The 22,514-nt window shown below is 64.1% G+C and carries 21 protein-coding genes; 14 read left to right on the top strand and 7 right to left on the bottom strand.

Translation table 11 applies throughout. The features are described 5' to 3' along the window. Nucleotides 1-110: 110 nt before the first annotated feature. Nucleotides 111-3,545, top strand: a complete 3,435-nt coding sequence (locus BANT918_RS05490; RefSeq protein ID WP_208618031.1) for a proline dehydrogenase family protein — start codon at nucleotides 111-113, stop codon at nucleotides 3,543-3,545. Between the two features lie 129 nt (nucleotides 3,546-3,674). Here BANT918_RS05490 and BANT918_RS05485 read toward each other — a convergent pair whose 3' ends face one another. Then, nucleotides 3,675-4,436, bottom strand: coding sequence for a GntR family transcriptional regulator (locus tag BANT918_RS05485; RefSeq protein ID WP_101619309.1), 762 nt, complete (start codon nucleotides 4,434-4,436; stop codon nucleotides 3,675-3,677). A 327-nt stretch (nucleotides 4,437-4,763) separates the two neighbouring features. Between BANT918_RS05485 and BANT918_RS05480 the strand changes: the two genes are divergently transcribed. From BANT918_RS05480 to BANT918_RS05450, 7 genes are all read left to right on the top strand, one after another. Then, on the top strand, nucleotides 4,764-5,903 hold the full coding sequence (locus BANT918_RS05480; RefSeq protein WP_101619308.1) for an ABC transporter substrate-binding protein: 1,140 nt from the start codon (nucleotides 4,764-4,766) through the stop codon (nucleotides 5,901-5,903). Further along, nucleotides 5,900-6,781, top strand: a complete 882-nt coding sequence (locus BANT918_RS05475) for an ABC transporter permease (RefSeq protein ID WP_101619307.1) — start codon at nucleotides 5,900-5,902, stop codon at nucleotides 6,779-6,781. Before BANT918_RS05480 ends, BANT918_RS05475 begins: the two co-directional genes overlap by 4 nt. After that, complete coding sequence (locus BANT918_RS05470; protein ID WP_208618029.1) at nucleotides 6,766-7,665, top strand: ABC transporter permease; 900 nt, start codon at nucleotides 6,766-6,768, stop codon at nucleotides 7,663-7,665. The genes BANT918_RS05475 and BANT918_RS05470 overlap by 16 nt, the downstream gene beginning before the upstream one ends. Then, the gene (locus BANT918_RS05465; protein ID WP_101619306.1) at nucleotides 7,662-8,756 is read left to right on the top strand and encodes an ABC transporter ATP-binding protein; all 1,095 of its coding nucleotides are present in this window, start codon (nucleotides 7,662-7,664) and stop codon (nucleotides 8,754-8,756) included. The genes BANT918_RS05470 and BANT918_RS05465 overlap by 4 nt, the downstream gene beginning before the upstream one ends. After that, entirely contained in the window at nucleotides 8,753-9,421 is a 669-nt protein-coding gene (locus BANT918_RS05460) for an HAD family hydrolase (RefSeq protein WP_101619305.1), read from the top strand. Before BANT918_RS05465 ends, BANT918_RS05460 begins: the two co-directional genes overlap by 4 nt. A gap of 26 nt (nucleotides 9,422-9,447) precedes the next feature. Further along, the gene (locus tag BANT918_RS05455) at nucleotides 9,448-10,356 is read left to right on the top strand and encodes an endonuclease/exonuclease/phosphatase family protein (RefSeq protein WP_101619304.1); all 909 of its coding nucleotides are present in this window, start codon (nucleotides 9,448-9,450) and stop codon (nucleotides 10,354-10,356) included. A 190-nt stretch (nucleotides 10,357-10,546) separates the two neighbouring features. Beyond that, nucleotides 10,547-13,339 (top strand): ExeM/NucH family extracellular endonuclease, encoded by a 2,793-nt coding sequence (locus BANT918_RS05450; RefSeq protein WP_101619303.1) that lies wholly within the window; start codon nucleotides 10,547-10,549, stop codon nucleotides 13,337-13,339. A gap of 96 nt (nucleotides 13,340-13,435) precedes the next feature. On the opposite strand, the gene BANT918_RS05445 is transcribed toward BANT918_RS05450, so the two are convergent. Both BANT918_RS05445 and BANT918_RS05440 read right to left on the bottom strand, forming a co-directional pair. Next, a complete protein-coding gene (locus BANT918_RS05445; RefSeq protein WP_101619302.1) occupies nucleotides 13,436-14,695 on the bottom strand; it encodes an MFS transporter in 1,260 nt (419 codons plus the stop codon). Nucleotides 14,696-14,754: 59 nt separating this feature from the next. Continuing rightward, complete coding sequence (locus tag BANT918_RS05440) at nucleotides 14,755-16,218, bottom strand: benzaldehyde dehydrogenase (RefSeq protein WP_101619301.1); 1,464 nt, start codon at nucleotides 16,216-16,218, stop codon at nucleotides 14,755-14,757. 222 nt (nucleotides 16,219-16,440) lie between these two features. Here BANT918_RS05440 and BANT918_RS05435 point away from each other — a divergent pair, with 222 nt between their 5' ends. Beyond that, nucleotides 16,441-17,214, top strand: a complete 774-nt coding sequence (locus BANT918_RS05435) for an IclR family transcriptional regulator (RefSeq protein ID WP_101619541.1) — start codon at nucleotides 16,441-16,443, stop codon at nucleotides 17,212-17,214. 5 nt (nucleotides 17,215-17,219) lie between these two features. Here BANT918_RS05435 and BANT918_RS05430 read toward each other — a convergent pair whose 3' ends face one another. Continuing rightward, nucleotides 17,220-17,483, bottom strand: coding sequence for a DUF2277 domain-containing protein (locus BANT918_RS05430; protein WP_101619300.1), 264 nt, complete (start codon nucleotides 17,481-17,483; stop codon nucleotides 17,220-17,222). A gap of 85 nt (nucleotides 17,484-17,568) precedes the next feature. Here BANT918_RS05430 and BANT918_RS05425 point away from each other — a divergent pair, with 85 nt between their 5' ends. Continuing rightward, nucleotides 17,569-18,312 (top strand): GTP pyrophosphokinase, encoded by a 744-nt coding sequence (locus BANT918_RS05425; protein WP_233430366.1) that lies wholly within the window; start codon nucleotides 17,569-17,571, stop codon nucleotides 18,310-18,312. A gap of 3 nt (nucleotides 18,313-18,315) precedes the next feature. On the opposite strand, the gene BANT918_RS05420 is transcribed toward BANT918_RS05425, so the two are convergent. Then, complete coding sequence (locus tag BANT918_RS05420) at nucleotides 18,316-18,876, bottom strand: dihydrofolate reductase family protein (RefSeq protein ID WP_101619299.1); 561 nt, start codon at nucleotides 18,874-18,876, stop codon at nucleotides 18,316-18,318. 172 nt (nucleotides 18,877-19,048) lie between these two features. Here BANT918_RS05420 and BANT918_RS05415 point away from each other — a divergent pair, with 172 nt between their 5' ends. The 3 genes from BANT918_RS05415 to BANT918_RS05405 are packed head-to-tail and all read left to right on the top strand — an operon-like array spanning nucleotide 19,049 to nucleotide 20,586. Beyond that, nucleotides 19,049-20,068: a type IV toxin-antitoxin system AbiEi family antitoxin gene (locus tag BANT918_RS05415; protein WP_167389393.1), complete on the top strand. Its 1,020-nt coding sequence runs from the start codon at nucleotides 19,049-19,051 to the stop codon at nucleotides 20,066-20,068. Then, the gene (locus BANT918_RS05410; protein ID WP_101619297.1) at nucleotides 20,068-20,274 is read left to right on the top strand and encodes a hypothetical protein; all 207 of its coding nucleotides are present in this window, start codon (nucleotides 20,068-20,070) and stop codon (nucleotides 20,272-20,274) included. The genes BANT918_RS05415 and BANT918_RS05410 overlap by 1 nt, the downstream gene beginning before the upstream one ends. 24 nt (nucleotides 20,275-20,298) lie before the next feature. Further along, complete coding sequence (locus BANT918_RS05405; protein WP_101619296.1) at nucleotides 20,299-20,586, top strand: hypothetical protein; 288 nt, start codon at nucleotides 20,299-20,301, stop codon at nucleotides 20,584-20,586. Between the two features lie 22 nt (nucleotides 20,587-20,608). Here the strand turns inward: BANT918_RS05405 and BANT918_RS05400 are convergent, their stop codons facing one another. Together BANT918_RS05400 and BANT918_RS05395 are read right to left on the bottom strand one after the other, a co-directional pair. Then, the gene (locus tag BANT918_RS05400; RefSeq protein WP_101619295.1) at nucleotides 20,609-20,977 is read right to left on the bottom strand and encodes a VOC family protein; all 369 of its coding nucleotides are present in this window, start codon (nucleotides 20,975-20,977) and stop codon (nucleotides 20,609-20,611) included. Nucleotides 20,978-20,988: 11 nt separating this feature from the next. Next, the gene (locus BANT918_RS05395; protein WP_101619294.1) at nucleotides 20,989-21,522 is read right to left on the bottom strand and encodes an O-acetyl-ADP-ribose deacetylase; all 534 of its coding nucleotides are present in this window, start codon (nucleotides 21,520-21,522) and stop codon (nucleotides 20,989-20,991) included. A gap of 94 nt (nucleotides 21,523-21,616) precedes the next feature. Here BANT918_RS05395 and BANT918_RS05390 point away from each other — a divergent pair, with 94 nt between their 5' ends. Then, nucleotides 21,617-22,501 (top strand): class II glutamine amidotransferase, encoded by an 885-nt coding sequence (locus tag BANT918_RS05390; protein WP_101619293.1) that lies wholly within the window; start codon nucleotides 21,617-21,619, stop codon nucleotides 22,499-22,501. The last annotated feature ends 13 nt before the right edge of the window (nucleotides 22,502-22,514 follow it).

Here is a 22,514-nt window from a genome sequence, read left to right as displayed (position 1 = left end):
GCATACTGGTCTCAACGATCCCGTCAACAGTCGACGGCGACGCGGGAGCGCCTGGCACAGACCCCAGCCAGACTCGTCCAGAGTTCGTCCAACAGAAAAGGAACGAGCAGTTGTTGCACACAGACTCAGATCTCGACCAGCTCACCAGTCGCTCCATCGACACCGTTCGCAAATGGCTGCGTGTAGCAACGAGCAAGACCACGGCGAAGAACCCGGCCGCTGAACGCCTCTCGGCAGTGCTCTCCGACCCCAACGGGCTCGACTTCACCGTCGGATTCGTCGATCGGGTCGTGCGCACCGATGATGTGCACGCCGCCGCCGACGCCCTGGCGGAAGTCGGCAAGCTCGCCCCCGAGACGATGTCGGCTCTCGACCGCGCCCAGATCAAGACCGGCGCCGCGCTGGCCCGCGCACTGCCGCAGGTCGTCGTGCCCGCAGCCCGCACCCGCCTGCGTCAGATGGTCGGACACATGGTTGTCGACGCCCGCGACAAGCAGTTCGGCAAGGCCGTCGCCGCGCTGACCGCCGACGGACACCGGCTCAACATCAACCTCCTCGGCGAGGCTGTACTCGGTGATGGCGAAGCCGACCACCACCTCGAGGAAACCCACCGACTTCTGGCTCGCGAAGACGTCGACTACGTCTCGGTCAAGGTTTCCTCGGTCGCCTCTCAGATCTCGATGTGGGCCTTCGACGAGACCGTCGACTACGTCGTCGAACGCCTGCGCCCGCTCTACCAGCAGGCGGCTAAGGCACCGACGGGGTCGAAGTTCGTCAACCTGGACATGGAGGAGTACCAGGACCTCGAACTCACGATCGCGGTCTTCACCCGCCTGCTCGCCGAACCTGAGTTCGCGAACCTCGAGGCCGGCATCGTCATCCAGGGCTACCAGCCTGACGCGCTGGGCGCGGTGCAGCGCCTGAGCGAATTCGCCAACGAACGAATCGCCAACGGCGGAGTCGGAATCAAGGTTCGCCTCGTCAAGGGAGCGAACCTCGCGATGGAGACCGTCCACGCGGAGATCGCCGGCTGGCCTACGACCACCTGCGATTCGAAGCAGTCCACCGATGCGAACTACAAGCGCGTCCTCCACTGGCTGTTCACCCCCGAGCGGATGAAGGGGCTGCGCATCGGCGTGGCAGGTCACAACCTCTTCGACATCGCCTTCGCCCACCACCTGTCCGTCGACCGCGAGGTCACCGACCGCGTGGAATTCGAGATGCTGCAGGGCATGGCCTCGGAACAGGCCGCTGCAGTGACCGAGGACGTCGGAGATCTCCTCCTCTACGTCCCGGCCGTGCATCCGAAGGAATTCGACGTCGCGATCTCCTACCTCGTGCGCAGACTCGAAGAGAACTCGTCTCACGAGAACTTCATGTCCGGCATCTTCGACCTGGCCAACGGCAACGAGGTCTTCGTCCGGGAGGCAGACCGCTTCCAGGACTCCGTCAAGCAGCTCGAGGACATCCTCGCGACCGACGGTGACAGCGCACCAGCGCCCAACCGGAACCAGGACCGTTCGACCGAGCGCGATGTCCCAGGAACTGCCCCGACCGAGTTCTTCAACGAACCGGATACCGATCCCTCACTGCCTGCGAACCAGAAGTGGGCCAAGGAGATCATCGCCGAGGCGACCGCCCCCGGATATCTCGACGACCGGCAGAAGACTCCGAAGGTCGATTCGGCTGCGAAGCTCGATGAGATGATCGCCAATGGCCGCGAGGCCGCCAAGGCCTGGCGCGAGCTGGGTGCTGCCGGTCGCGGCGAGATCCTCCACCGCGCGGCAGAGGTGTTCTCCGTCCGTCGCGGTGAGTTCATCGCTGTCGAGGCCGCCGAGGTGGGCAAGATGCCTTCGCAGTCCGATCCTGAGATCTCCGAGGCCATCGACTTCATCCGCTACTACGCGCTGAATGCCGCCGAGCTGGAGAACCTCGAGGGCGCGAACTTCGTCCCCGATGAGATGGTCGTCATCACCCCACCGTGGAACTTCCCCATCGCCATCCCCACCGGCGGAACCGTGGCAGCCCTTGCCGTAGGTTCGGCCGTCATCCACAAACCATCCAAGCCCACACCGCACTGCTCTGCACTCATCATCGACTGCCTGTGGGAGGCCGGTGTACCCAAGGACGTGCTGCAGCTGTGCACGCCGTCCGACCGGGACCTCAGCCGCCACCTCGTCGCCCACCCGGATGTCGATCGTGTCATCCTCACCGGTGCCTCCGAGACCGCGGCGCTGTTCAAGTCCTTCCGTCCCGATCTCCACGTCAATGCGGAGACCTCCGGCAAGAACGCACTGGTCATCACCCCTGCCGCCGACCGCGATCTGGCCGTGGCCGATCTCGTGCACTCGGCCTTCGGGCACGCCGGACAGAAGTGCTCGGCCGCGTCACTGGGCATCATGGTCGGGTCCACTCACGACTCGCAGCGCTACCGCAAGCAGCTCATCGATGCGGCCTCGTCCATGGTCGTCGACTGGCCGGCAAATATGTCGGCGACGATGGGACCGCTGACCGAGGATCCCTCGGACAAGCTCGAGCGGGCGCTGACATCGCTGGAACCCGGTGAGTCCTGGCTGCTTCAGCCCAAGCAGCTCGATGACACGGGCCGCCTGTGGAGCCCGGGAATCAAGGAAGGCGTCAAGCCCGGATCGTTCTTCCACCTCACCGAGGTGTTCGGTCCGGTGCTCGGCCTCATGCACGCTCGTGACCTCGACGAGGCGATCGAGTTCCAGAATGCTGTGGACTTCGGCCTCACCGGCGGCATCCACTCCCTTGACCCCGATGAGGTGCGCACCTGGCTCGAGAACGTGCAGGTCGGCAATGCCTACGTCAATCGCGGCATCACCGGCGCAATCGTCCGGCGCCAGTCCTTCGGCGGCTGGAAGCAGTCCTCCGTCGGACTCGGCTCGAAGGCGGGTGGCCCGAACTACCTCATGCTCTTCGGCCACTACACCGACGATCCCTCCACCCTGCCAGGCGCTGCTGACACGAGCCAGAACCTCGAGCTGGCTAAGGCCGACGATGAGCGTTGGCTGGCTCGCGAATTCGGGGCGGCGAAGGACCACACCGGCCTCCAAGCAGAAGCGAACATCTTCCGCTACCGGCCTCGTCCCGTCACCCTGCGAGTGACCTCGACCTCGTCGCTGTTCGATCTCGAGAGGTCACTGCATGCCGCGAAGTCTGTGGGGTCGATCGTGCAGCTGTCCGTCGCCGAGGATGTGGCCTCCGAGGTGAAGATCGCCGTCACGAACGCGCGCGTTCCGGCTCGTACCGAGTCCGCGTCGACCTTCGCCGATATGGTCGGCGAAGGTCGATACGACGATTCCGTCGGTGCCCGCATCCGCGTGCTCGGACCGCAGGAACCCGAGCTGTTGGCGGCGACCGCCTCCCGTCCCGAGGTTGCCGTCATCGATGAGCCCGTGACCTCCTCGGCACGGGTGGAGATGCGGTACTACGTGCAGGAGCAGGCCGTGTCCATGACTCTGCACCGCTTCGGCAACCCCAGCCGCGACTTCCACGAACTGGCGGCCGAACTGAAGGCCTAAGCAGATCGAGAAACCGGCTGCCGGCTGTCGAAAGGCGCCCCAGAATGACCTTTCACCAGGTTGTTCTGGGGCGCCTTCGATATGCCGCACTGCTGCTGTCGCAGGACTCCCGGCGGTCGCCGGGCGGCGTCAGAACCAGCTCTGCTCGTCTGCGGTGAGCCAGCTGATGGGGTTGACATTGCGTCCGTTGGACATCGCCACCGACAGAATATTGGCGAGATAGCGGTCTTCGGAGATCTCCAGTGGACTCCCCGCGCCGTCTCGGCTGCGGCGCAGGTGGCGCAGCAGCGGTCGCCCACGGGACACCTCGAGCAGAGCAGCATCCTGCTGGCCGCAGACCGTCGCGGAGAAGACATGGTCGGCACCGGCGAAGACGATGCCGTGCTCCTGCTCGAGCCAGCCGCTGACGGATGCCGCGTCGGCGGAGACCTTCTCGACCAGCTCCCCGAGCTCCTCCGGGTAGCTGGTCCTCTCGACCATCACCTTCTCACCGTCGAGGAGACGAACACGCAGCACACGCAGCACACGTGCACGAGGGTCGACATTGAGTGCAGCCGCGTTCTCCTTGCCGGCGATGTGCCAGCCCTGCTCGATGACATGGCCGCCGGGAGTGCGACCATGCGCGCTGGCCCACTGCGCAAAGCTGCGGAACTCCTCAGCCACGGCGGCGGGCCGAGGCTTGCGCAGCACCGTCTTCCGGGCACCTCGGCGACCGCCTACGGTGCCTTCGCTGACAAGCAGGCGCAGGGCCTCGCGCACCGTTCCGGGAGCGACTTCGTATTCAGCGGCGAGCGCCGCCTCGGATTCGAGACTCTGCCCCACCTGCCGCGCACCATTGCGAATAGAATCACGGATCTGCTCCGCAATCTGCTCATACCGTGCCTCGATCACTCCTGCGATCCCCTCATGATCGTCCTTCCAGTCCAGCCGGTCATCTCACCACGGCATACAGTAACGTGCATCTACGGTACCGCAGGAGATCAGGCGCAGCCGACAGCGATCTCCGCCCGTATCGTCGGTCCAGAAACCACCTCATCGCTACCGTCGATTTCCGTTGCTCACTAGTGAACTTTTAGTTAATTTCAGAACCTCACTAGTAATCTGGTTTGGTATTATCGGACCGATTCTCTATCGTGGACGTAACTTGAACCATCCCAACAGCCACCGCAACACGCTTGCGCACAGATCTGCGCACACGTCCGAAAGGCGAGTACAACGATGTTCAGACAGACAACGAAGCTCACTGCCGCCCTCACGCTGGGCACTCTGGCAGTCCTCTCCGGCTGCGGCGGGAGCGCAGAGTCCGAGGAGTCGGCCGATTGGCGCGCGGCGACCTCGGTTGAAGACGGCGGCGGCATGGATGCCCTCGTCGAAGCCGCCCAGGCCGAAGGCACCCTCAACGTCATGGGGCTCTTCCCCGATTGGGCGAACTACGGCGGACTGCTCAAAGCGTTCTCGGACAAGTACGACATCGAGGTCAAAAACGACACCTCGACCGGCGCCAGCCAGGACCTCATCAACGCCGTCAAGAACAGGCAGGGGCAGGAGACCTCGCTCGACTACCTCGACACCGGCGAGTCCTTTGCTGTCGACGCGTCGGAACAGGGCCTGCTCGCGGAGTACCGCCCGGCGACGGCCGACTCTCTTCCCGAGAACATGCAGTCCTCGGACGGCACCTGGTTCAACCACCTCGGCGGGACCATGGCCATCGGCTGTGACACTGCGGCGGTGAAGACATGCCCGACGACGTTCGCGGATCTCCTCGATTCCGAGTACAAGGGCAAGGTCGCGATTCGCGGCAATCCGACGACAGGCGAGGCCGGATTCATGACGGTCATGGCGGCATCGCTGGCCAACGGCGGCTCGCTCGACGACATCCAGCCGGGAATCGACTACTTCGCGCAACTCTCCAACAAGGGCAACCTCGTGCCGACGGAAGCCGAAGCCGGCACAATCGAGACCGGGGAGACCCCGATCGTCATCAACTGGGACTACCTGCTGCTGCAGTGGGCCGATGACCTGTCCGACGGCGGAGTCGATATGTCGATCGAAATCCCCTCCGACGGGACCGTCGCCTCCTACTATGCCGCCTCGGTCAATGACGATGCGCCGCATCCGGCCGTTGCCCGTCTCTGGCAGGAATTCGTCTTCAGCGATGAAGGGCAGAACCTTCTGCTCAAGGGCTATGTGCTCCCCGGCCGCCTCGACAGCATGGTCGACGACGGCACCGCCGATGAGAAGGCGCTGTCGAAGCTGCTCGACGATGCAGTGGACAAGGAAGCACCCCAGCCCACCCAGGAGCAGCGTGACTCGCAGGCCAAGGTACTCGCCGACAACTGGGCGAAAGCGGTCGGATGATTTCTGCTCCACCCGATACCCGACGCAGACCGAGCCTGTCGCCGGCATGGGCCGCACTGGCTCCGCTGACCGTCATCCTCGCGCTCTTCTTCGTCGTCCCGATCGGCGGAATGGTCGTGACCTCCCTGCTCGTTGGCGGTAGTTCACCGGGGACGTCGACCTTCAGCGTCGACAACTTCACTGCTTTGGGGTCCGGCTCCCGGTCCATGGCGCTGAAGAACAGTCTGCTCCTGTCGTTCACGGCTGCGAGCGTCGCGGCCGTGTTCGGCGGCATCTGCGCATGGGCGATCTCAACAGTGAAATCGAAGGTCGTCGACTCACTGACGGCAGTGATCTCCAGTGTTCTGGCCAATGACGGAGGCGTCCCGCTGGCGTTCTCCTTCATCGTCGCCGTGGGCAACACCGGTTACTTCACTGCGCTGATCACCGCGGTCGATTCCAGCTTCACGCTCTACAGCGTCAAGGGCCTCATCCTCATGTACCAGTACTTCCTCATCCCGACGATGATCCTGCTGACGCTGCCCAGCTTCGTCGCACTCAAACAGCAGTGGCGGGAAGCCAACACCTCGCTGGGAGGAAGCAGCTGGACATTCTGGCGCCGCGTCGGTCTGCCTGTGATCACCCCAGCACTGCTCGGGGCATGGCTGCTGATGTTCGGCTCGGCCTTCGGCACCCATGCCTCGGCTGCGGTCCTCATCGGCACCGGGGCCTTCCCCCTCATCCCACTCGAGATCGCTGGCCAGCTCGCCGGCTCGGCCGCCACTGGCGGCGAAGGCGTGGCAATGGCTCTGGGTGTGACCACCGGAGTGATCGCGGTGATCGTGCTCATCGCCTTCAACGCACTGACGAAGAGGAGCGCAAAGTGGCTCAACAGCTGAACGCCGGCACCCGTCCGCGACCTGCCATGACCAAATTCCTCGTCTGGCTGCCGATCGTCGCCTTGGCGATCTTCATCCTCACCCCGCTGCTGAGCTCGCTGACCTACTCGTTCTTCCGCTCCGACGGCAGCTTCACCACCTCGGGGCTGACCGGTCTCGCCGACTCCGGAAAGATCGTCGCGCCCCTGACCCGCAGCCTCATCGTGTCCGTGCTCGCCGCCGCCGTCCTCATCGCCACAGTCGTTCCGGCAGTGGTCGCGGTCCATCTCTGGGCACCGAAGATGCGCTCTGTTCTCAGCATCCTCTGCACTCTGCCCCTTGTAGTTCCTGCGATCGCGATCGTGGCAGGACTCTCGGCCGTGCTGCGCAATCTGGCTTCCCACGGCCGGGGCAGCCTCGGGATGGAGCTGAACACGATACTGCAGTCACAGGACCTTCCCCTTGTGCTCGTGGGCACATATGTCGTGCTCTGCCTGCCCTTCACCTTCAGATCGATCGACGCGGGCCTGTCGACGCTGCCGCTGCGCACGCTCTACGAGTCCTCGTCCATCCTCGGCGCGCGCATGGGCACCACCCTGTGGCAGGTGGTCATGCCGAATATCCGCGGACCGATCATCTTCTCCGCGTTCTTCACATTCGCTCTCTCGATCGCCGAATACACTGTGGCCGCGACCCTGTCGATCAACACGCTCCCGGTGTTCCTCAACACCCTCTCCAGCACGAACTTCCGTGGCTCGATCACACTGTCCGTGCTGCTTAACCTCACCACGTGGCTGCTGCTGGCTTCAGCGACTCTGAGCGCTTCGCGCTTCGGACACCGCTCACAGGCAGAGCCCGCACCGACCGCGGCCAACGAGCCTCGAAAGGAAGCCGAGATCTCATGAGCACAGCAACGAAGAGTCCACCCATTCAGGCAGCAGCGAAGGGTCGGGGCGAGTCGATGTCGGTCCGCTTCGACCGGGTCAGCAAATCGTATGGCGACACCGAAGTGCTGCGTGATTTCAGCATCGACATCGCCGCCGGCAGCATGGTCAGCTTCCTCGGCCCCTCGGGCTGCGGAAAGACGACGACCCTGCGCATCCTCGCCGGATTCGAACCCGTCAACGGCGGCGACGTCATCGTCGGCGGCGAATCAGTGCTGCAACTGCCACCCAACCAGCGCAGCATGGGAATGGTGTTCCAGAGCTACAGCCTCTTTCCCAACCTCAGCGTCCTCGACAACATCGAGTACGGACTGCGCATCCGCAAGGTCGATGGCAGCGCCCGGCGCCGACGCTCCGAGGAGCTGCTCGAGATCTGCGGGCTCACCGAGATGGGCACGCGCTACCCGCATCAGCTCTCCGGTGGGCAGCAGCAGCGCGTGGCTCTGGCCCGCGCCCTGGCCACACAGCCGAAGGTGCTCCTGCTCGATGAACCCCTGTCGGCTCTCGACGCCTCGGTCCGCTCCTCGCTGCGCGACGAGATCCGCCGAGTCCAGCAGACCCTGGGCACCACGACCGTCTTCATCACCCACGATCAGGGTGAGGCCCTGGCCATCGCCGACAGGGTGGCCGTGATGAACGCAGGCGGAATCGAGCAGTACTCGGCGCCAGACGAGATCTATTCCCGCCCTGCCACGTCATTCGTCGCACGCTTCGTCGGTTCGATCAACGAATTCGCCGTGCCCGCGAACTGGGCGACCGGCGACCGCCTGCCGATCACCTCGGACGCCGATGACGTCATCTTCGTCCGCCCTGAGAACCTCAGCATCGCTGCAAGAGACGACGGCTTCCTCCAGGTCAAGCGTCAGACCTACACGGGTGAGCGGACCATGATCCACCTCGGCCGGCCCGACAGCGAGACCGCCGAATGGTCCGCGTCCGTGTCCTCGGCCAGTGCCGGCGCCCTGCAGACGGGCACACGCGTCGAGGCCGCAGTGACGGCCGACGCCGGCCTGCGCCTGCCTCGCGCTGAAGCCGAAGGAGCCCGGGCATGATCCTCTCCGATCTGGAGGGCGCGATCTTCGACTGCGACGGAATCCTCGTCGACTCCGAACAGCCGTGGATCGACCTCATGACGAGCTATCTGCGCACCCTCGGAGCCAGTCATATCCCGGCTGAGCGGCTGCGCGGGCTCACCGCCGCCGAGGCGGTCACGTCGTTGGCCGAGATCCATCAGCACCTTGGCTCACCCTCTGCTGCGACCCCACCGACGGCCGCCGAGGTGGATGCCGCCTACAGTGACGCGCTCGCAGACTTGAGCGCCCCCATGCCAGGGGCGCTGGAATTCGTCGCGTCGATGTCGGGGACCGTCCCGGTGGCGGTGGCCAGCAACGGGCGAGCCGCAGACGTCCGGGGACTGCTCGAACGCGCTGGGATGCTCCGCCTCTTCGACATCATCGTGACCATCGATGACGTCGAGCACGGCAAACCCGACCCCGCACCCTACCTTCTTGCCGCACAGCGTCTCGGCGTGGCCGCCTCGGCGGTGGTCGCCTTTGAGGACTCTCCTGTCGGGTCACGGGCCGCCGCAGACGCAGGCTGCACCGTGATCGGCATCAACGATGATCCAGATGTCGAGCTGGCCGGGGATGTGCGCCTGGCAGACTTCGGGCAGCTGCGTTTCGACCGCACTGCACACTCAATCCATCTGCTCCGGTGAGCAGTCGACCGAAACAGGAGACTCCCATGTCCACATTCACCCTGCAGACGTGGAACCTCTGGTACGGAGGCCGAGAGGTCGACTTCGGCCAGGAGAAGCAATACGCGATCGCCGCTCAGTTCCCCGCGGACGTGCTCGCGCTCCAGGAATGCTGGGGAAACGCCGCGGAGAATCTGGCTCCGAAGCTCGATGCAGCCTGCGCGCAGTCCGCCTTCGACAACGCCGTGCTCAGCACCGGTGAGCTGAGCGCGGTGAACACGGACACGATTCCCTACGCTCAGGCGGCCGTGATCCGACCGGTACCGGGCTCCGCGGAGATCCTGGTGTGGTCTGTGCATCTGGCCCCCTATCCCTATGCTGTCTACACTGCGCTGCAAGGCGGCGGCCAAACGGTCGCCGATGAAGAGGAGGCGCCACGGGTGAGGCAGATCGAGCAGATCCTTGCAGAAACCGACCGCATCTGCACCGAGCTGGGAAAACCGGAACTGCCGGTGGTGATCTGCGGGGACTTCAACACACCAGCCACAGGTGACTGGGCAGGACGGTCAGATCGGCCCGACATCGCGTGGGGATCGCCGGATGCGCTGCTTGACGCCGGTTTCATCGATTCCTTCCGCCAGGTCCATCCCGATCCGTGCACTGTCCGCGCCGACACCTGGTCGCCGATCGAACCTCTCACCCATGCCGGGCACGAGGAGAAGCCGGAGCCGGGACGCACCGACGGCGCCGAACCGCGCGACCGCCTCGACTTCATCTTCTCCAGGGGGCTGCAGATAGTCGACAGTGTGATCCGCGGCGCCAGCGCTGAAGGTCTCGACGAACCCGGGTTCGTCGATGTCGGCGGCCGCTGCGAACACATTCCCAATCAGCGGCAAAACCGGTTCCCCTCCGATCACCAGCTGGTCGAGACCGTATTCACCTGCCCGGAGGACTGAGCCAGGTCACGATGTCCTGATTTGGTGTCCGGACCGTGTAGTAGTCTCGAGTCCACCAGTGCACCCAGCGTTCATTCGCAGAGTTCACATCTCGTTCACAAGGTCGTCACCGATGACGCCCTGTCGCTGGATAGGGTGCATGCGACTGCACCGGAATCTCTCGCGGTGCCCGAGAACTCGAAAGGCTCCTATGACAGTCTCCAAGACGGCCTCATCGTGCGCGGCGCTCAGCCTCGTCGCGGCGATGGGCCTCACGCTTCCTGTCGCTCCGGCGACCGCGGCACTCGCGGCCGAAGATCCGCACATCAGCGAGATCGGCTATACGCTCGAGACCGACTTCATCGAGATCGCGGCCGATCCCGGCACTGACGTCTCGGGATGGACCATCGGGTCCGTCACTCGCGGAGGCAGTGTCCAGGCGGCGGAGAACACCACCACCGTTCCCGAGGGCACCACCGTCGGTGAGTCGGGTGCTGTGGCAGTCGATGTGGCGATCACGAACTCCGTGAAGTCCGGCAGCGCCGCCGATGGCAGCTACGGATCGTCTGCTTTCGCCATCGACGATGACGGTGTGCTCATCGGTTTCGAGCAGATCGGCGGAGTCACCGATGGCATGGGCGTGACGGGCAAGTCGAACAAGCACACCCCGGACGCCGTCGTCGGCGAAGAGGCCGCACCCACCGGTGCCACCGCTTCAGGCGGAGCGTCCATCCAACTCATCGACGGCACCTGGACATCCGCAGCCCCCACCCCGGATGCGCTGCCCGGTGACAGCGGAGACGACGGCCCGGATACCCCAGTCCCCGAGGATGTCACCCCGATCGCCGAGATCCAGGGCACCGGGGACGAAAGCCCACTGCAGGGCGAGACCGTCAAGACCCAAGGCGTCGTCACAGCTGCCTACCCGAGCGGCGGCCTGAACGGATACTACGTGCAGACACCGGGCACAGGCAGTGCCGAGGATGAGACACCAGGCGCCTCGGACGGCATCTTCGTCTACTCTCCCGACACGGTCTCCGACATCGGCATCGGCGACCATCTCGAACTGACCGGCAAGGTGTCAGAGCGCTATGGGCAGACTCAGATCTCAGTCAGCGGCACAGGGAAGACGGCCGTGGATGAGCCCGCCGAGGCGGTCAAGCCGGTCGAGGACGTCTTCCCCGACGAGGCTGCCGCACGTGAAGCCCTCGAAGGCATGCTGCTGCAGCCCAGCGGGGAGCTGACCGTGGCCGATAACTACAACACGAATTCCTACGGCGAAGTGGTTCTGGCCACCGGCGACAAAACCCTTCCGCAGCCCACCGATGTGGCCCGACCGGGAAGTGCCGAAGCCAAGGCCATCGAGGCCGAGAACCTCAGTCGAGAGGTCGTCCTCGACGACGGTGCCACCGTGAACTATCTGGAGAACGACAAGGACACTGTCCTGCCCTACGTCTCGAACGACGCCCCCGTCCGGGTCGGCGCTCAGGCCACAATCACCTCGCCGGTGGTGCTCGGCTTCGATCACGAGAAGTGGCGCTTCCAACCCACCACCCGCCTGACCGGGGACAACGCCGAAGCGATCCAGCCTGCCAGCTTCGCCGACACCCGCACCGAGGCCCCCGAGGACATCGGCGGCCAGGTCAGCCTGGCCAGCTTCAACGTCCTCAACTACTTCACCACCACCGGCGATCAGCTCTCCGGATGCAGCTACTACGATGACCGCCAGGGCAACCACATCACCGTCCGCAGCGGCTGCGAGGCTCGCGGCGCGGCCAATGCCAAGAGCCTCAAGCGGCAGGAGACCAAGATCGTCACAGCGATCAACAAGCTCGATGCCTCGGTCGTCTCTCTCATGGAGATCGAGAACTCGTCGGTCTTCGGCGAGGATCGCGATGCTGCGCTGGGAACTCTGGTCTCACGCCTCAACGAGGCTGCCGGAACCACGAGGTGGGACTTCGTCCCTTCCCCCGAAGATGTGCCGGCAGATGAAGATGTCATCCGCACGGCCTTGATCTATCAGCCCGCCGAGGTGGCTCCGCAGAACGATTCCACGATCCTTGACGATCAGGCTGCGTTCTCCAACGCCCGCGAACCCCTGTCGCAGGCCTTCGCACCGAGGGACGAGTCCGGTGAGCTCGAAGCCGCCAAGACCTTCCTCACGATCTCAAACCACTTCAAGTCCAAGGGTTCAGGCGAAGGCCCCGGCAATGAGGACAGTGGTGACGGGCAGGGCAATTCGAACGCGGATCGCGTGAAGCAGGCGAAGTCCCTCGTCGAGTTCGCAAGCGAGCAGCAGAAGGCCGCAGACAGTGACTTCGTCTACCTGCTCGGCGACTTCAACTCCTATACGCAGGAGGACCCGATGCAGGTCTTCTATGAGGCCGGGTTCAAGGACGTCGGAGCCGAGAAGACGGACAAGTCGACGTATGTCTACCAGTCCCGGACGGGCAGTCTCGATCACGTGCTGGCGTTGGATGTTTCGGGTTCGGACGGTTCGGACGCTCAGGCTGCCCTGCCGTCAAGTGCCTTCGATGCGATCATCGGCGCCGATGTCTGGAACATCAACTCGGTCGAAGCACTGGCACTCGAATACAGTCGCTTCAACTACAACGCAGGCGACTTCTACGCTCCGGATCAGTTCCGCGCTTCGGACCACGACCCGGTCGTCGTCGGACTCTTCGAGCCTGCAGATGATGGCGGAAGCGACGACGGCGCTTCGGACGAGGACAATGCTGGGGCAGACGGCGGGGCAGACGGCGGCGAAGGCGCCTCGGCTGGCGCAGACGGCGACGATGCAGAAGCGGCCGACGACGGCGCTTCCGACAGCAGCTCCGGTGCCGACAGCGATGCCGGCGACGACAGCGATGCCGGTGCCGGCGACGACCTGCCTCGCACCGGCGTCGATCCGACGCTGATGATGGCGGTTGCGGCCGGGCTGCTCGTCGTCGGTGCGAGCATCATGCTCATCGTCCGTCGACGCCGCGTGGGAGGGCGACTCTAGCCGACGACTGAGACTGTGAGGGAAGAGAAGGTTGATTTCTGAACTTGAGATCAACTTTCTCTTCCCTCGCTTTCGTCTGGGCCTCAGCCCTGACAATCATCGTCCGGCGGCGTCCACTGCCTTCGGAACGATCGCCATCGCTGCGAAGCCGAAGACGGCGACAACCGCGAAGAGATAGAAGCCCCACGGGTAGGCGATGCCTGCCGTGACGAGGGTGCCGGTGATGAACGGGCCGACGATGGCACCGATGCGTCCCACTGCCGAGGCCATGCCGATCGCGGTACCGCGGGCAGTGGGCGGGTAGATCGCGGATACGAAGGCGTAGACGAGGACCTGGGCGGAGAACACGAACACACCGGTGATGAATACTGCGATGTTGAGCAGGATCTGGCTCGCCATCGGGATGCTCAATGCCGCGAGGAACACGGCGGCGAGGATGAACCACAGCAGCACGATCGGTTTCGTCCCGTGCGTGTCCGCGAGCCAGCCGGCGATGACGAGGCCGACGACGGCACCGACATTCATGACGAACAGCATGACGAGGGAATCCGAGACCTCGTACCCGGCATCGGCCATGATCTTCGGCAGCCACGTGTTGAGGCCATAGACGAGCAGCAGGCCCATGAAGCTTGCTGCCCAGACGCCGATCGTGACCAGTTTGAACCGGCCCACGAACAGTCCTGCCACCCCGGTCTTCGGGGCCACGGCAGCAGTTTGGGCGGGACGGTCCTTCGCGGCCCGGGCATCGACGAAGGCCTGAGATTCGGGCAGCTTCCACCACAGCAGCGGGACGAGGACGAGTCCTGCCACACCCCCGGCGATGAAGAGCAGGTGCCAGTTATGGGAGTAGAAGACGGCGAGCAGAGAGATCGCCACGGCGCCGGCGTGGTAGCCGGTCATCGTCAGCGTCGTCGCCTTGCCGGTCTTACCCGACTTGTTGTGCTCGCTGATGTAGGCGAGGCAACCCGGCATCACCGCGCCCAAGGCCAGCCCGGCGATGAACCGGAAGGTCGTGAACAGTGCGACGTTCGGGGAGAATGCGACAAGCAGGGTGAAGATGCTGAAGATCAGCACACAGACGATGATCGTGTAGCGACGCCCGAAGCGGTCGGAGATCGGCCCCACCGCCGCAGCCCCGAGGCCCACACCTACCAGGCTCAGAGTCGCCACGAGCGTCGCGGCCTCGGTGGTGAAGCCGATGGCGTTCGTCGCCAGAAGCTCGGGGATCACGGCCCCGAGCACGACGAGGTCGAAGCCCTCGAGGGCGACGGCCAGCCAGCACAGGATCGCCGGCCAGCGGGTAGTGGCCGCCGTTCGGGCAGAGGTGGTGACAGGGGCTACGGCAGGTGTGGACATCGGTGTCTCCGGTCGGTCGTTCGCTCGGTCAGAATTCGGGGCGGTGCAGAATCAGCGGATCAGAATGGGTATGGGGCAAGCTGGGAGCGCATCGTCACCCACTGGGTTTCGGTGAAGGCTTCGATGTTGGCCTCCGCTCCACCGAAGCGGGACCCGTTCCCGGAGTCCTTCGTGCCGCCGAAGGGCACGTTCGCCTCATCGGAGACGGTCTGCTCATTGATGTGGATCTTGCCGGTGTCGACGAAGTCGGCCAGCTCGATGGCCGTGCCCACATCGCCGAGGATGCCCACGGACAGCCCGTAAACGCTTGAGTTGACGAGCTCCGCGGCTTCTTCGAGAGTCGAGAAGCGGCTCACAGGCGCTACAGGTCCGAAGATCTCCTGCGTCCAGGCCGGGTTCGAGGGGCTCAGGTCCGCCAACACCGTCGGTGGCACGAATGCTCCTTCACCGGTTCCTCCGGCGACGAGTCGTGCACCGTCGGCCTGCGCCTTGTCGATGATGTCGCGGATCCGGGTCCGCTGGTTGTCGTCGATGATTGGACCCAGCGCGACCTCCTCGGTGGCGGGGTTGCCTACGGGCAGGTTCCTGGCACGCTCGGCCAGCTGTTCGACGTATTCGTCGTAGATGGACTCGTGGACGAGGTGGCGACCCGTGGTCATGCAGATCTGGCCCTGGTGCATCCAGGAACCGAAGGCTCCCGCCGAGGTGGCCGGACCGACCTCTGCTCCGGGGAGGACGACGAGTGCGTTGTTTCCACCGAGTTCCAGGTGGCAGCGTTTGAGGAGGCGCCCGGCAGTTTCGCCGACCTTGCGTCCGGCTGCGGTCGACCCGGTGAAGGAGATGACCGAGACCTCAGGAGCAGAGACCACGGCTTCGCCGGCTTCCCGACCTCCGGGCAGCACCTGCAGGAGTCCCTCGGGAAGACCCGCCTCGGCGAAGATCCGGGCCAGGCTCACCCCACCGCAGACCGCGGTGCGCGGGTCCGGCTTGAGCAGGACCGCATTGCCCAGCGCGAGTGCCGGGGCGACCGAGCGGATCGAGAGGATGAGTGGGAAGTTGAAGGGTGCGATGACGGAGACGACTCCGGCGGGCACCCGGCGAGAGAATGACCAGCGGGGTTCGTTCGAGGTCAGGACCTGGCCCTTGGGGTGGCTGGGCAGGCCGGAGGATTCGTAGCAGATCTGCTCAGCAGAGCTGACTTCGAGACCTGCCTTGGCAGAAATCCCGCCCGATTCACGGATGATCCAGTCCGAGATCTCCTCGGCGTGCTCGGCCCACAGTGCGCCGGCCCGGCGGAGGACGGCTGCGCGCTCGGCAGGCGGCGTCTTCGCCCATTCCTTCTGGGCGGCCGCGGCACGGGTGGCGGCGGCGTTCACGTCATCGGCGTTCGCAGCGCCCAAGCGTCCCAGCGACTGACCTGTTGCGGGTTCGATGACGTCATAGGGCTCGTCTGCACCGTTCGTCCATGCCCCCGTGAAGATCTTGCCGTGCCACTGGGTGCCTAGGAAACTGTTCTCGCTCATGTCGTTCTCCCCTATTCCTGCTCTGGTCGGGTCTTGACTGTGTTGACTTCGATGAGGGGCGATCAGGTGCTTGGCTGCCGCTCCTTCGAGGTCGGCCTTTTCAGGCGCGGGTGATGCACGCGACTGCCACCCTAATCGGCCACAATAGTGATGCAGACCACGGGGAGCCATCGGTGATCCATTGATTGAGAATACGAGCACTCTATGGCTACGATTGCGGTCATGGCGAACTCTCTATCGGGCGATTCCATGATCGATCGGCTGGTCCGGGTCCTCGGCTCGTTCGAGCCCGATCATCCGAGCTTAAGCACCGACGAGCTGTCCGAGCGAGCGGGATTGCCGAAGTCCACGGCATACCGACTGATCAACGATATGATGCGGCATAATCTGCTCCAGCGCGACCCCAACGGTCGAATCAGGATCGGCGTGGGAATGTGGGAGCTGTCGAATCGGGCCTCCGACGCCGTCGATCTCGCGACCGTGGCCAGACCCCATATGAGCGCGGTTCATGACTTCGTCGGCGAGAACACCCAGCTGGGCATCCTGCGCGAACGCGAGGTCCTCATCATCGAGAGGATGTCGAAGCCGGCAGCGGTCATCCACCGCTCGAAGACAGCCGGGAGACTTCCTGCCCATGCCTCATCGTGCGGATTGGTGCTGCTCGCGCACGCTCCGAAGCACGTGCGAGAGGCCTACCTGCGCGGACCGCTCGCCGCGATCACCGAGAAGACGACGACCGATCCGGCTGTGCTGCGGACGATGCTGACGACGATCCGGACCTATCGCTTCGCAGAGCTTGCCGGTCATATCGATGACGGCACCACCGGAATCGCGGTGCCCGTCTTCGACGGCAACGGGCTGACGATCGCCAGCCTCGGCGTCGTCGTCGACTCCGAGCACCACATCGGAGTGCCGGCGATCATGCAGGCCCTGCGCACCGCCTCGGCGGGGATCACGAAGGATCTCGAGGCTCGGGGGACGACCGTGGTGGACTGATTGAGTCAGGCTCGTGCCGCGTATCTGGCTCGTCGCTTCTCGGCCTCGACCTCACGATTCTTCGCCGGTGCAGTGGTCACCAACGCGTTGAGAAGATGCTGAGTCGTGTGAGCGACCTCTTCGACGGCCGCTTCGAAGGCCTCGGCGTTGGCGTGGGACGGCTTCGTCGTGCCCGCGATCTTGGCCACGTACTGCACTGCCGCGGCATGCACTTCGTCCGAGGTGGCGTGGGGTTCGAAATTATGAAGGGTTCTGATGTTCCTGCACATGATCCAACAATAGGCCGCAGGGCTGACATAGGACAGAGAAGCGCCGCGGATACACTGACACAGGACACCCAGACACTGGAGAATCATGACCGAACGACAACAGCTCCCAGACATGGCGTTGACGCCGAATCAGGTGGCGAGCGTGCGATCCCTGCGGCACGATTTCTCGTTGCTGCTCATGCAGCATCGCTTCGTCATCGACGAGCTGCTGACCAAGATCTCGATTCTGCGTGAAGAGTCCTTCCACACGCACAGCTACAATCCGATCGAGCACATCACCTCGAGGGTGAAGTCGCCGCAGAGCCTGCTCGAGAAGGTCAATCGCCGGCAGCTTCCACTCGACGTCGCGACGATCCGCTCGAAGATCACCGACATCGCGGGTATCCGCATCACCTGCAGCTTCATCGCCGATACCTATCACGTGCTCGACATGCTGACCTCGCAGAATGATGTTCGGATCGTGGAGATCAAGGACTACATCGCCAACCCGAAGCCCAATGGCTACAAGAGCCTCCATGCGATCCTCGAAGTGCCCGTCTTCCTCAATGGGGGCCCGACACCGGTGATCTGCGAAGTCCAGATCCGCACCATCGCCATGGACTTCTGGGCCAGCCTCGAGCACAAGATCCACTACAAATTCTCGGGTGAAGTTCCGGAGCGGCTCATCGAGGAGCTCACCCAGACCGCCGAGGTGGCCAGCCAGCTCGATCGCCGGATGGAGCAGCTGCACGCCGAGGTCCACGACAGCGATCCCAGCAGCACTGCCGGCGAGGATTTCGATGAGGAAGCACTGCGCATTCTGTGGGAGCTGAGCTCACGGCAGGAATGAGACCTATCGCTTCGGACGATAGGTGCGCACGAAGGCCTCCCTGTTCGCCTCATCGATCTCGACGAGTTCCCAAACGATGCGCCTGCCGCCGGGAACATCGAAGATCCTGGTGCCGTCACCGAGGAAGACCGGGGCGACGAAGACCTGCATCTCGTCGATGAGATCGACTTCGAGAGCCTGCCGGGCGATGTCGGCGCTGATGATCTGGATATCGCGATCACCGGCGATGGGCTGGGCCCGGTCGACCGCCTCGGCGATGGAGCAGTTCATGGCGGTGACGTTCGGATCGTCGGCGAGCTCCTCGGGACGGTGGGTGAGGATGAACTCGGTGCCCGACCACGCTCCCCCGTAGGCCTCGGAGGTCAGCTCGTCGCGTTCGTCGGCCTGGGCCTTGGCCGCGTCATAGCCGCGGCGGCCGGAGATGATGACGGCGACCCTCGACGCGAGGTTCTCGACCGTGCCGTCTGCCAGTGAGCCGAGGCCGGACATCCAGGACATATCGTGATCCGGGCCGGTGATGAACCCGTCGAGCGAACTTGTGAACCCCCACGTGACTCTTCCCATTGCTCCCCCTCGAGTATGTGGACTGGTGTCCCTCATTATCGCCCGATCCGTCTTTGTATGCGCGGCCCCGCGTCGACAGAGGTGGCCTCGACCCGCGGTTCTGTTGCCGAAGGGGTCTCCTCTCGCGTCGCCAGGCGTTCAATTATTGTCGATGTTCAATTATTCTGAACATATGAGAAAACTTGAACATTCGGATCACCGCACCCCAGAGTTCGTCGGGCGAGCAATCAGCCACCTCGGCGAACTCGGTGCGCACGCCGAATGGACGAGCCACTCAGATGAGGACGGGCGAGCCGTCTCCGGCACTCTCGTGATCAGTGCCGAAGGCAGGCGGCACGAATTCCAGGCACTGGCCAGCACGACTGTCACAAAGGCCGATGTGGCAATGCTTCCTCACGACCGGAAAACGATCCTCATCTCGGAGCAGGTCGCCCCCACTCGCGCACTGCAACTCAAAGACCACGGTTGGGGCGGATACGCGGACGCAGCGGGAAATGCTTCACTGCGTGCAGACGGACTGATCATCGAGATCACGGGCAAGCGCAGTTCCGGTACCATTCCTGTCGCCACTGCAGCCCCGTTTACCCGTGCGGGCCTGCCAGTGACATACTCCCTTCTGACTGCCAATGAGCACTTCGGCATCACACCCTCCCAGCGTTCTCTGGCGGCGAGCTCCGGAGCTTCCTTGGGAACTGTCAATCGCGTCGTCCGCGCTCTGCGCGAGCGCACTCCCTCAATGCTGCAGGGGAAACATAACCAGCTCCCGCGAGCCTCAGCATTGGAGCGCGAATGGATCTCCGCCTACACTGCCATGCAGCCCAGCATCTGGCCTGAGGAACGCTTCACCAGTACCGTCTGGAGGACTCCCGCAGAGCTGCTTGAAGCGTCTCTCCCCCCGAACGCACTGTTGGGTTCCGAAGCAGCGGCCGCCCGCCTCGGCGCACCAATCCGACCTGCCTCTGTGCTGATCCACTTCGACGGCGACACACGTGCCCGGCGGGAACTCATCCAGGAGGGACGCCTACGCCGGGCCGACGACGGCTTGATTCGCGTTCGACCGGCATTCTGGAAGTTCTCCCCTGTGCCGACCTTCAACCAAACGGCACCCCGACTCCTCGTACGAGCCGACCTGCTGCTCGAGGACGACCCACACATCGACGAAATCCGTACCGAATACTTCGGGGACGAGTGATGCTCGATCTCACCGGCCACACCGACATCCCCGTCCCCGAAGAGGTTCTTGCCGAATTGGCAGACGTGTGCGGGAAGTCAGGCACAGAAATGTTCGTCATCGGTGCCGCCTCGATGTCACAGGCATCCGAGAAGCGCACTCAACCTCCGTTCTCGTACGTCTGCCGAAAGGCACCGAAGTCTACGATGCATCCCCGGCTGCTCTGACCGCCCTCAAGATTCTCGCCTGGAGTGAGCGCCGTCATCCTCAGCGCATTGTCCGAAAGCCCTTTCGACGATGAAGTCTGGAATGACGATGACGCCCTCGACGCAACTGATGCCGATATCATTTCGGCGGCCAGCTACCACTATGCTCGCATCGCTGCCGAGCCCTTCACACCACATGATGGCAGGGTCGTGCTCAATATCATCCGGGACCAAGCGCAGCGCTCGACGCTGATCCGAAATATGCGGACCCCGTTTGCTGAAGATCTCCTCGAAGCATACTCCCGAGGGTTCTCAGCGGGGCTCGAACTCTGACAGTGAAGGCCGGGCCTGTGCCTCATTCCCCATCTTCGGTGACTCTGTGCGCGGTGATGTTGACGACGTTGCCATCGGGGTCGCGGACGAAGAAGCGCGTCACGCCCCACCCCTCGTCGGTGAGCGGATGGACGATGTCGAAGCCGCTGGCCTTCGCCTCAACGTAGGCGGCATCGATGTCGTCCACCTTGAGCGAGAGCACAGGATTCGCTGGGCTGGTCTCATCCTCGGTGACCACCTGCACGGCAGCCCTGGACTCAGGCTCGGTGAACCTGGCCACCCAGCCGAGATTGAACTCCTCCTCGCCGAGGCCGAGGAAGTCCTGATAGAAACCGCGAGCGGCCTCGATGTCGGTCACCTCGATATCGGGGATAACGCTGCGAACCTTCATCTTTTTCCCTCTCACCATTGGTCGTGGTCGAAGACCTGGCAGAACACACTCGTCATCGAATCGTTGAAGAGGACGAAGACCACCTCGGCGATCTGCTCCCAGCGACCGCGCTGCCGGCCATCGACGATGACCGCGTGGGCCGCCTCGGCGACGTCCCTGGCCGACCAGCCGTAGACTCCCCCGCCGATGGCCGGGAAAGCCACCGAGGTGGCACCGATCTCCTCGGCCAGGTTGAGGCTCGATTCGAAGCAGGATTCGAGGACCTCAGGGTCGGCCTCTCCCCGGTGCCGATTCGGGCCGACGGTGTGGATGACCCATGTGGCTTCGAGCGCTCCGGCCGCTGTTGCGACGGCCTGACCCGCGGGAAGCCCGCGCGGGTGGCTGGTGCGACGAATCTCGCGACAGGCCTCGAGCAGTTCCGGCCCGGCCGCCTTGTGGATCGCGCCGTCGACGCCCCCTCCGCCCAGCAGACTTGAGTTGGCGGCGTTGACGATCACATCCACGGAAGCCTCGGTGATATCTCCCTCGAGCACCGTGATCTTCATGATTCAAGTCTAGTCAGCGCGAAACTCAAGTGATAGGGAGTAGCCTGAAATTCAGTGCCCCCTCGGCGAATCTCACAGAAGGACACGGCGAACGATGTGCAGACTGCTCGGCTATATTTCACCGGAAGCCGTGACCACGGCCGATCTCATCGGTGCCGAAGAGTGTCGTCAATGGCAAAATCTTGGCCGTCTCCATGCTGACGGCTGGGGCACTGCCTGGATCCGGCCGACGATCGATTCGTTCGACTCCGCCCGTCCCCAGGGAACGACATCCGGGAAATTCGACACCGGCACGAACACTCCAGCTGAGGAGGACACCATCTCACGTGGAGGCCAACTCGAGCGGTATCGGACACCACACGAAGGCGCCGATGACGAGCATCTCACCGAGGTCCTGACCCAGAGACCCTCAGCAGGCAGGATCGCGCACCTGCGAATGGCGACGATGGGGATCGACCTCGTTGAGAACACCCACCCTTTCCTGGCAGACAACATCGCCTTTGCACACAACGGTTCCATCCATCCGATTGAGCGGCTGCGCGAGTACGCCAGCGAGACGGAGATCGAACGCATCGGCGGCTCGACCGACAGTGCCATCATGTTCGCCCTCATCCTGCGTCGTGTCGCGGAGGGAGACGACCTCCTCAATGCCACGGTTGCCACGGTCCGGATGATCCGAAGCGACTTCGACCATCCCGGGATCAATCTGCTCGTCCTCACCGCCGAGGAGCTGATCGTCGTCCACGACACCGCCGGCACACCGATTCCGTATCAGAATTTCGACACCTCGGGCACCGACGGGGAACTGCCTCTCGACCACAAGGACCACTACTACCGCATGAGCTGGCAGCGGTTCGATGACGGAGCGACGGTCGTCAGCTCTTCGGGCCTCGACCACAAGGGCTGGTCCCTCATCGAACAGAGCACAGCCATGCGCCTGTCGGTGGTCAACGGGGACGAGACCATCGTCCGCCTCTGAAGCCGAGTGCGGG

This window comes from Brevibacterium antiquum CNRZ 918, from assembly GCF_900169145.1.
In the GTDB taxonomy this organism is placed as follows: domain Bacteria; phylum Actinomycetota; class Actinomycetes; order Actinomycetales; family Brevibacteriaceae; genus Brevibacterium; species Brevibacterium koreense.
Note: the sequence above shows the minus strand (reverse complement) of the source record. Positions and strands in the feature narration are given on the sequence as shown.

Bases quoted from the DNA above. Each gene is read 5' to 3' on its own strand.
- BANT918_RS05445 (WP_101619302.1), bottom strand. From the start codon at position 14,695: ATGTCCACACCTGCCGTAGCCCCTGTCACCACCTCTGCCCGAACGGCG.
- BANT918_RS05480 (WP_101619308.1), top strand. From the start codon at position 4,764: ATGTTCAGACAGACAACGAAGCTCACTGCCGCCCTCACGCTGGGCACT.
- BANT918_RS05430 (WP_101619300.1), bottom strand. From the start codon at position 17,483: ATGTGCAGGAACATCAGAACCCTTCATAATTTCGAACCCCACGCCACC.
- BANT918_RS05425 (WP_233430366.1), top strand. From the start codon at position 17,569: ATGACCGAACGACAACAGCTCCCAGACATGGCGTTGACGCCGAATCAG.
- BANT918_RS05450 (WP_101619303.1), top strand. From the start codon at position 10,547: ATGACAGTCTCCAAGACGGCCTCATCGTGCGCGGCGCTCAGCCTCGTC.
- BANT918_RS05440 (WP_101619301.1), bottom strand. From the start codon at position 16,218: ATGAGCGAGAACAGTTTCCTAGGCACCCAGTGGCACGGCAAGATCTTC.
- BANT918_RS05395 (WP_101619294.1), bottom strand. From the start codon at position 21,522: ATGAAGATCACGGTGCTCGAGGGAGATATCACCGAGGCTTCCGTGGAT.
- BANT918_RS05390 (WP_101619293.1), top strand. From the start codon at position 21,617: ATGTGCAGACTGCTCGGCTATATTTCACCGGAAGCCGTGACCACGGCC.
- BANT918_RS05415 (WP_167389393.1), top strand. From the start codon at position 19,049: ATGAGAAAACTTGAACATTCGGATCACCGCACCCCAGAGTTCGTCGGG.
- BANT918_RS05460 (WP_101619305.1), top strand. From the start codon at position 8,753: ATGATCCTCTCCGATCTGGAGGGCGCGATCTTCGACTGCGACGGAATC.
- BANT918_RS05465 (WP_101619306.1), top strand. From the start codon at position 7,662: ATGAGCACAGCAACGAAGAGTCCACCCATTCAGGCAGCAGCGAAGGGT.
- BANT918_RS05455 (WP_101619304.1), top strand. From the start codon at position 9,448: ATGTCCACATTCACCCTGCAGACGTGGAACCTCTGGTACGGAGGCCGA.
- BANT918_RS05420 (WP_101619299.1), bottom strand. From the start codon at position 18,876: ATGGGAAGAGTCACGTGGGGGTTCACAAGTTCGCTCGACGGGTTCATC.
- BANT918_RS05475 (WP_101619307.1), top strand. From the start codon at position 5,900: ATGATTTCTGCTCCACCCGATACCCGACGCAGACCGAGCCTGTCGCCG.
- BANT918_RS05400 (WP_101619295.1), bottom strand. From the start codon at position 20,977: ATGAAGGTTCGCAGCGTTATCCCCGATATCGAGGTGACCGACATCGAG.
- BANT918_RS05435 (WP_101619541.1), top strand. From the start codon at position 16,441: ATGGCGAACTCTCTATCGGGCGATTCCATGATCGATCGGCTGGTCCGG.
- BANT918_RS05410 (WP_101619297.1), top strand. From the start codon at position 20,068: ATGCTCGATCTCACCGGCCACACCGACATCCCCGTCCCCGAAGAGGTT.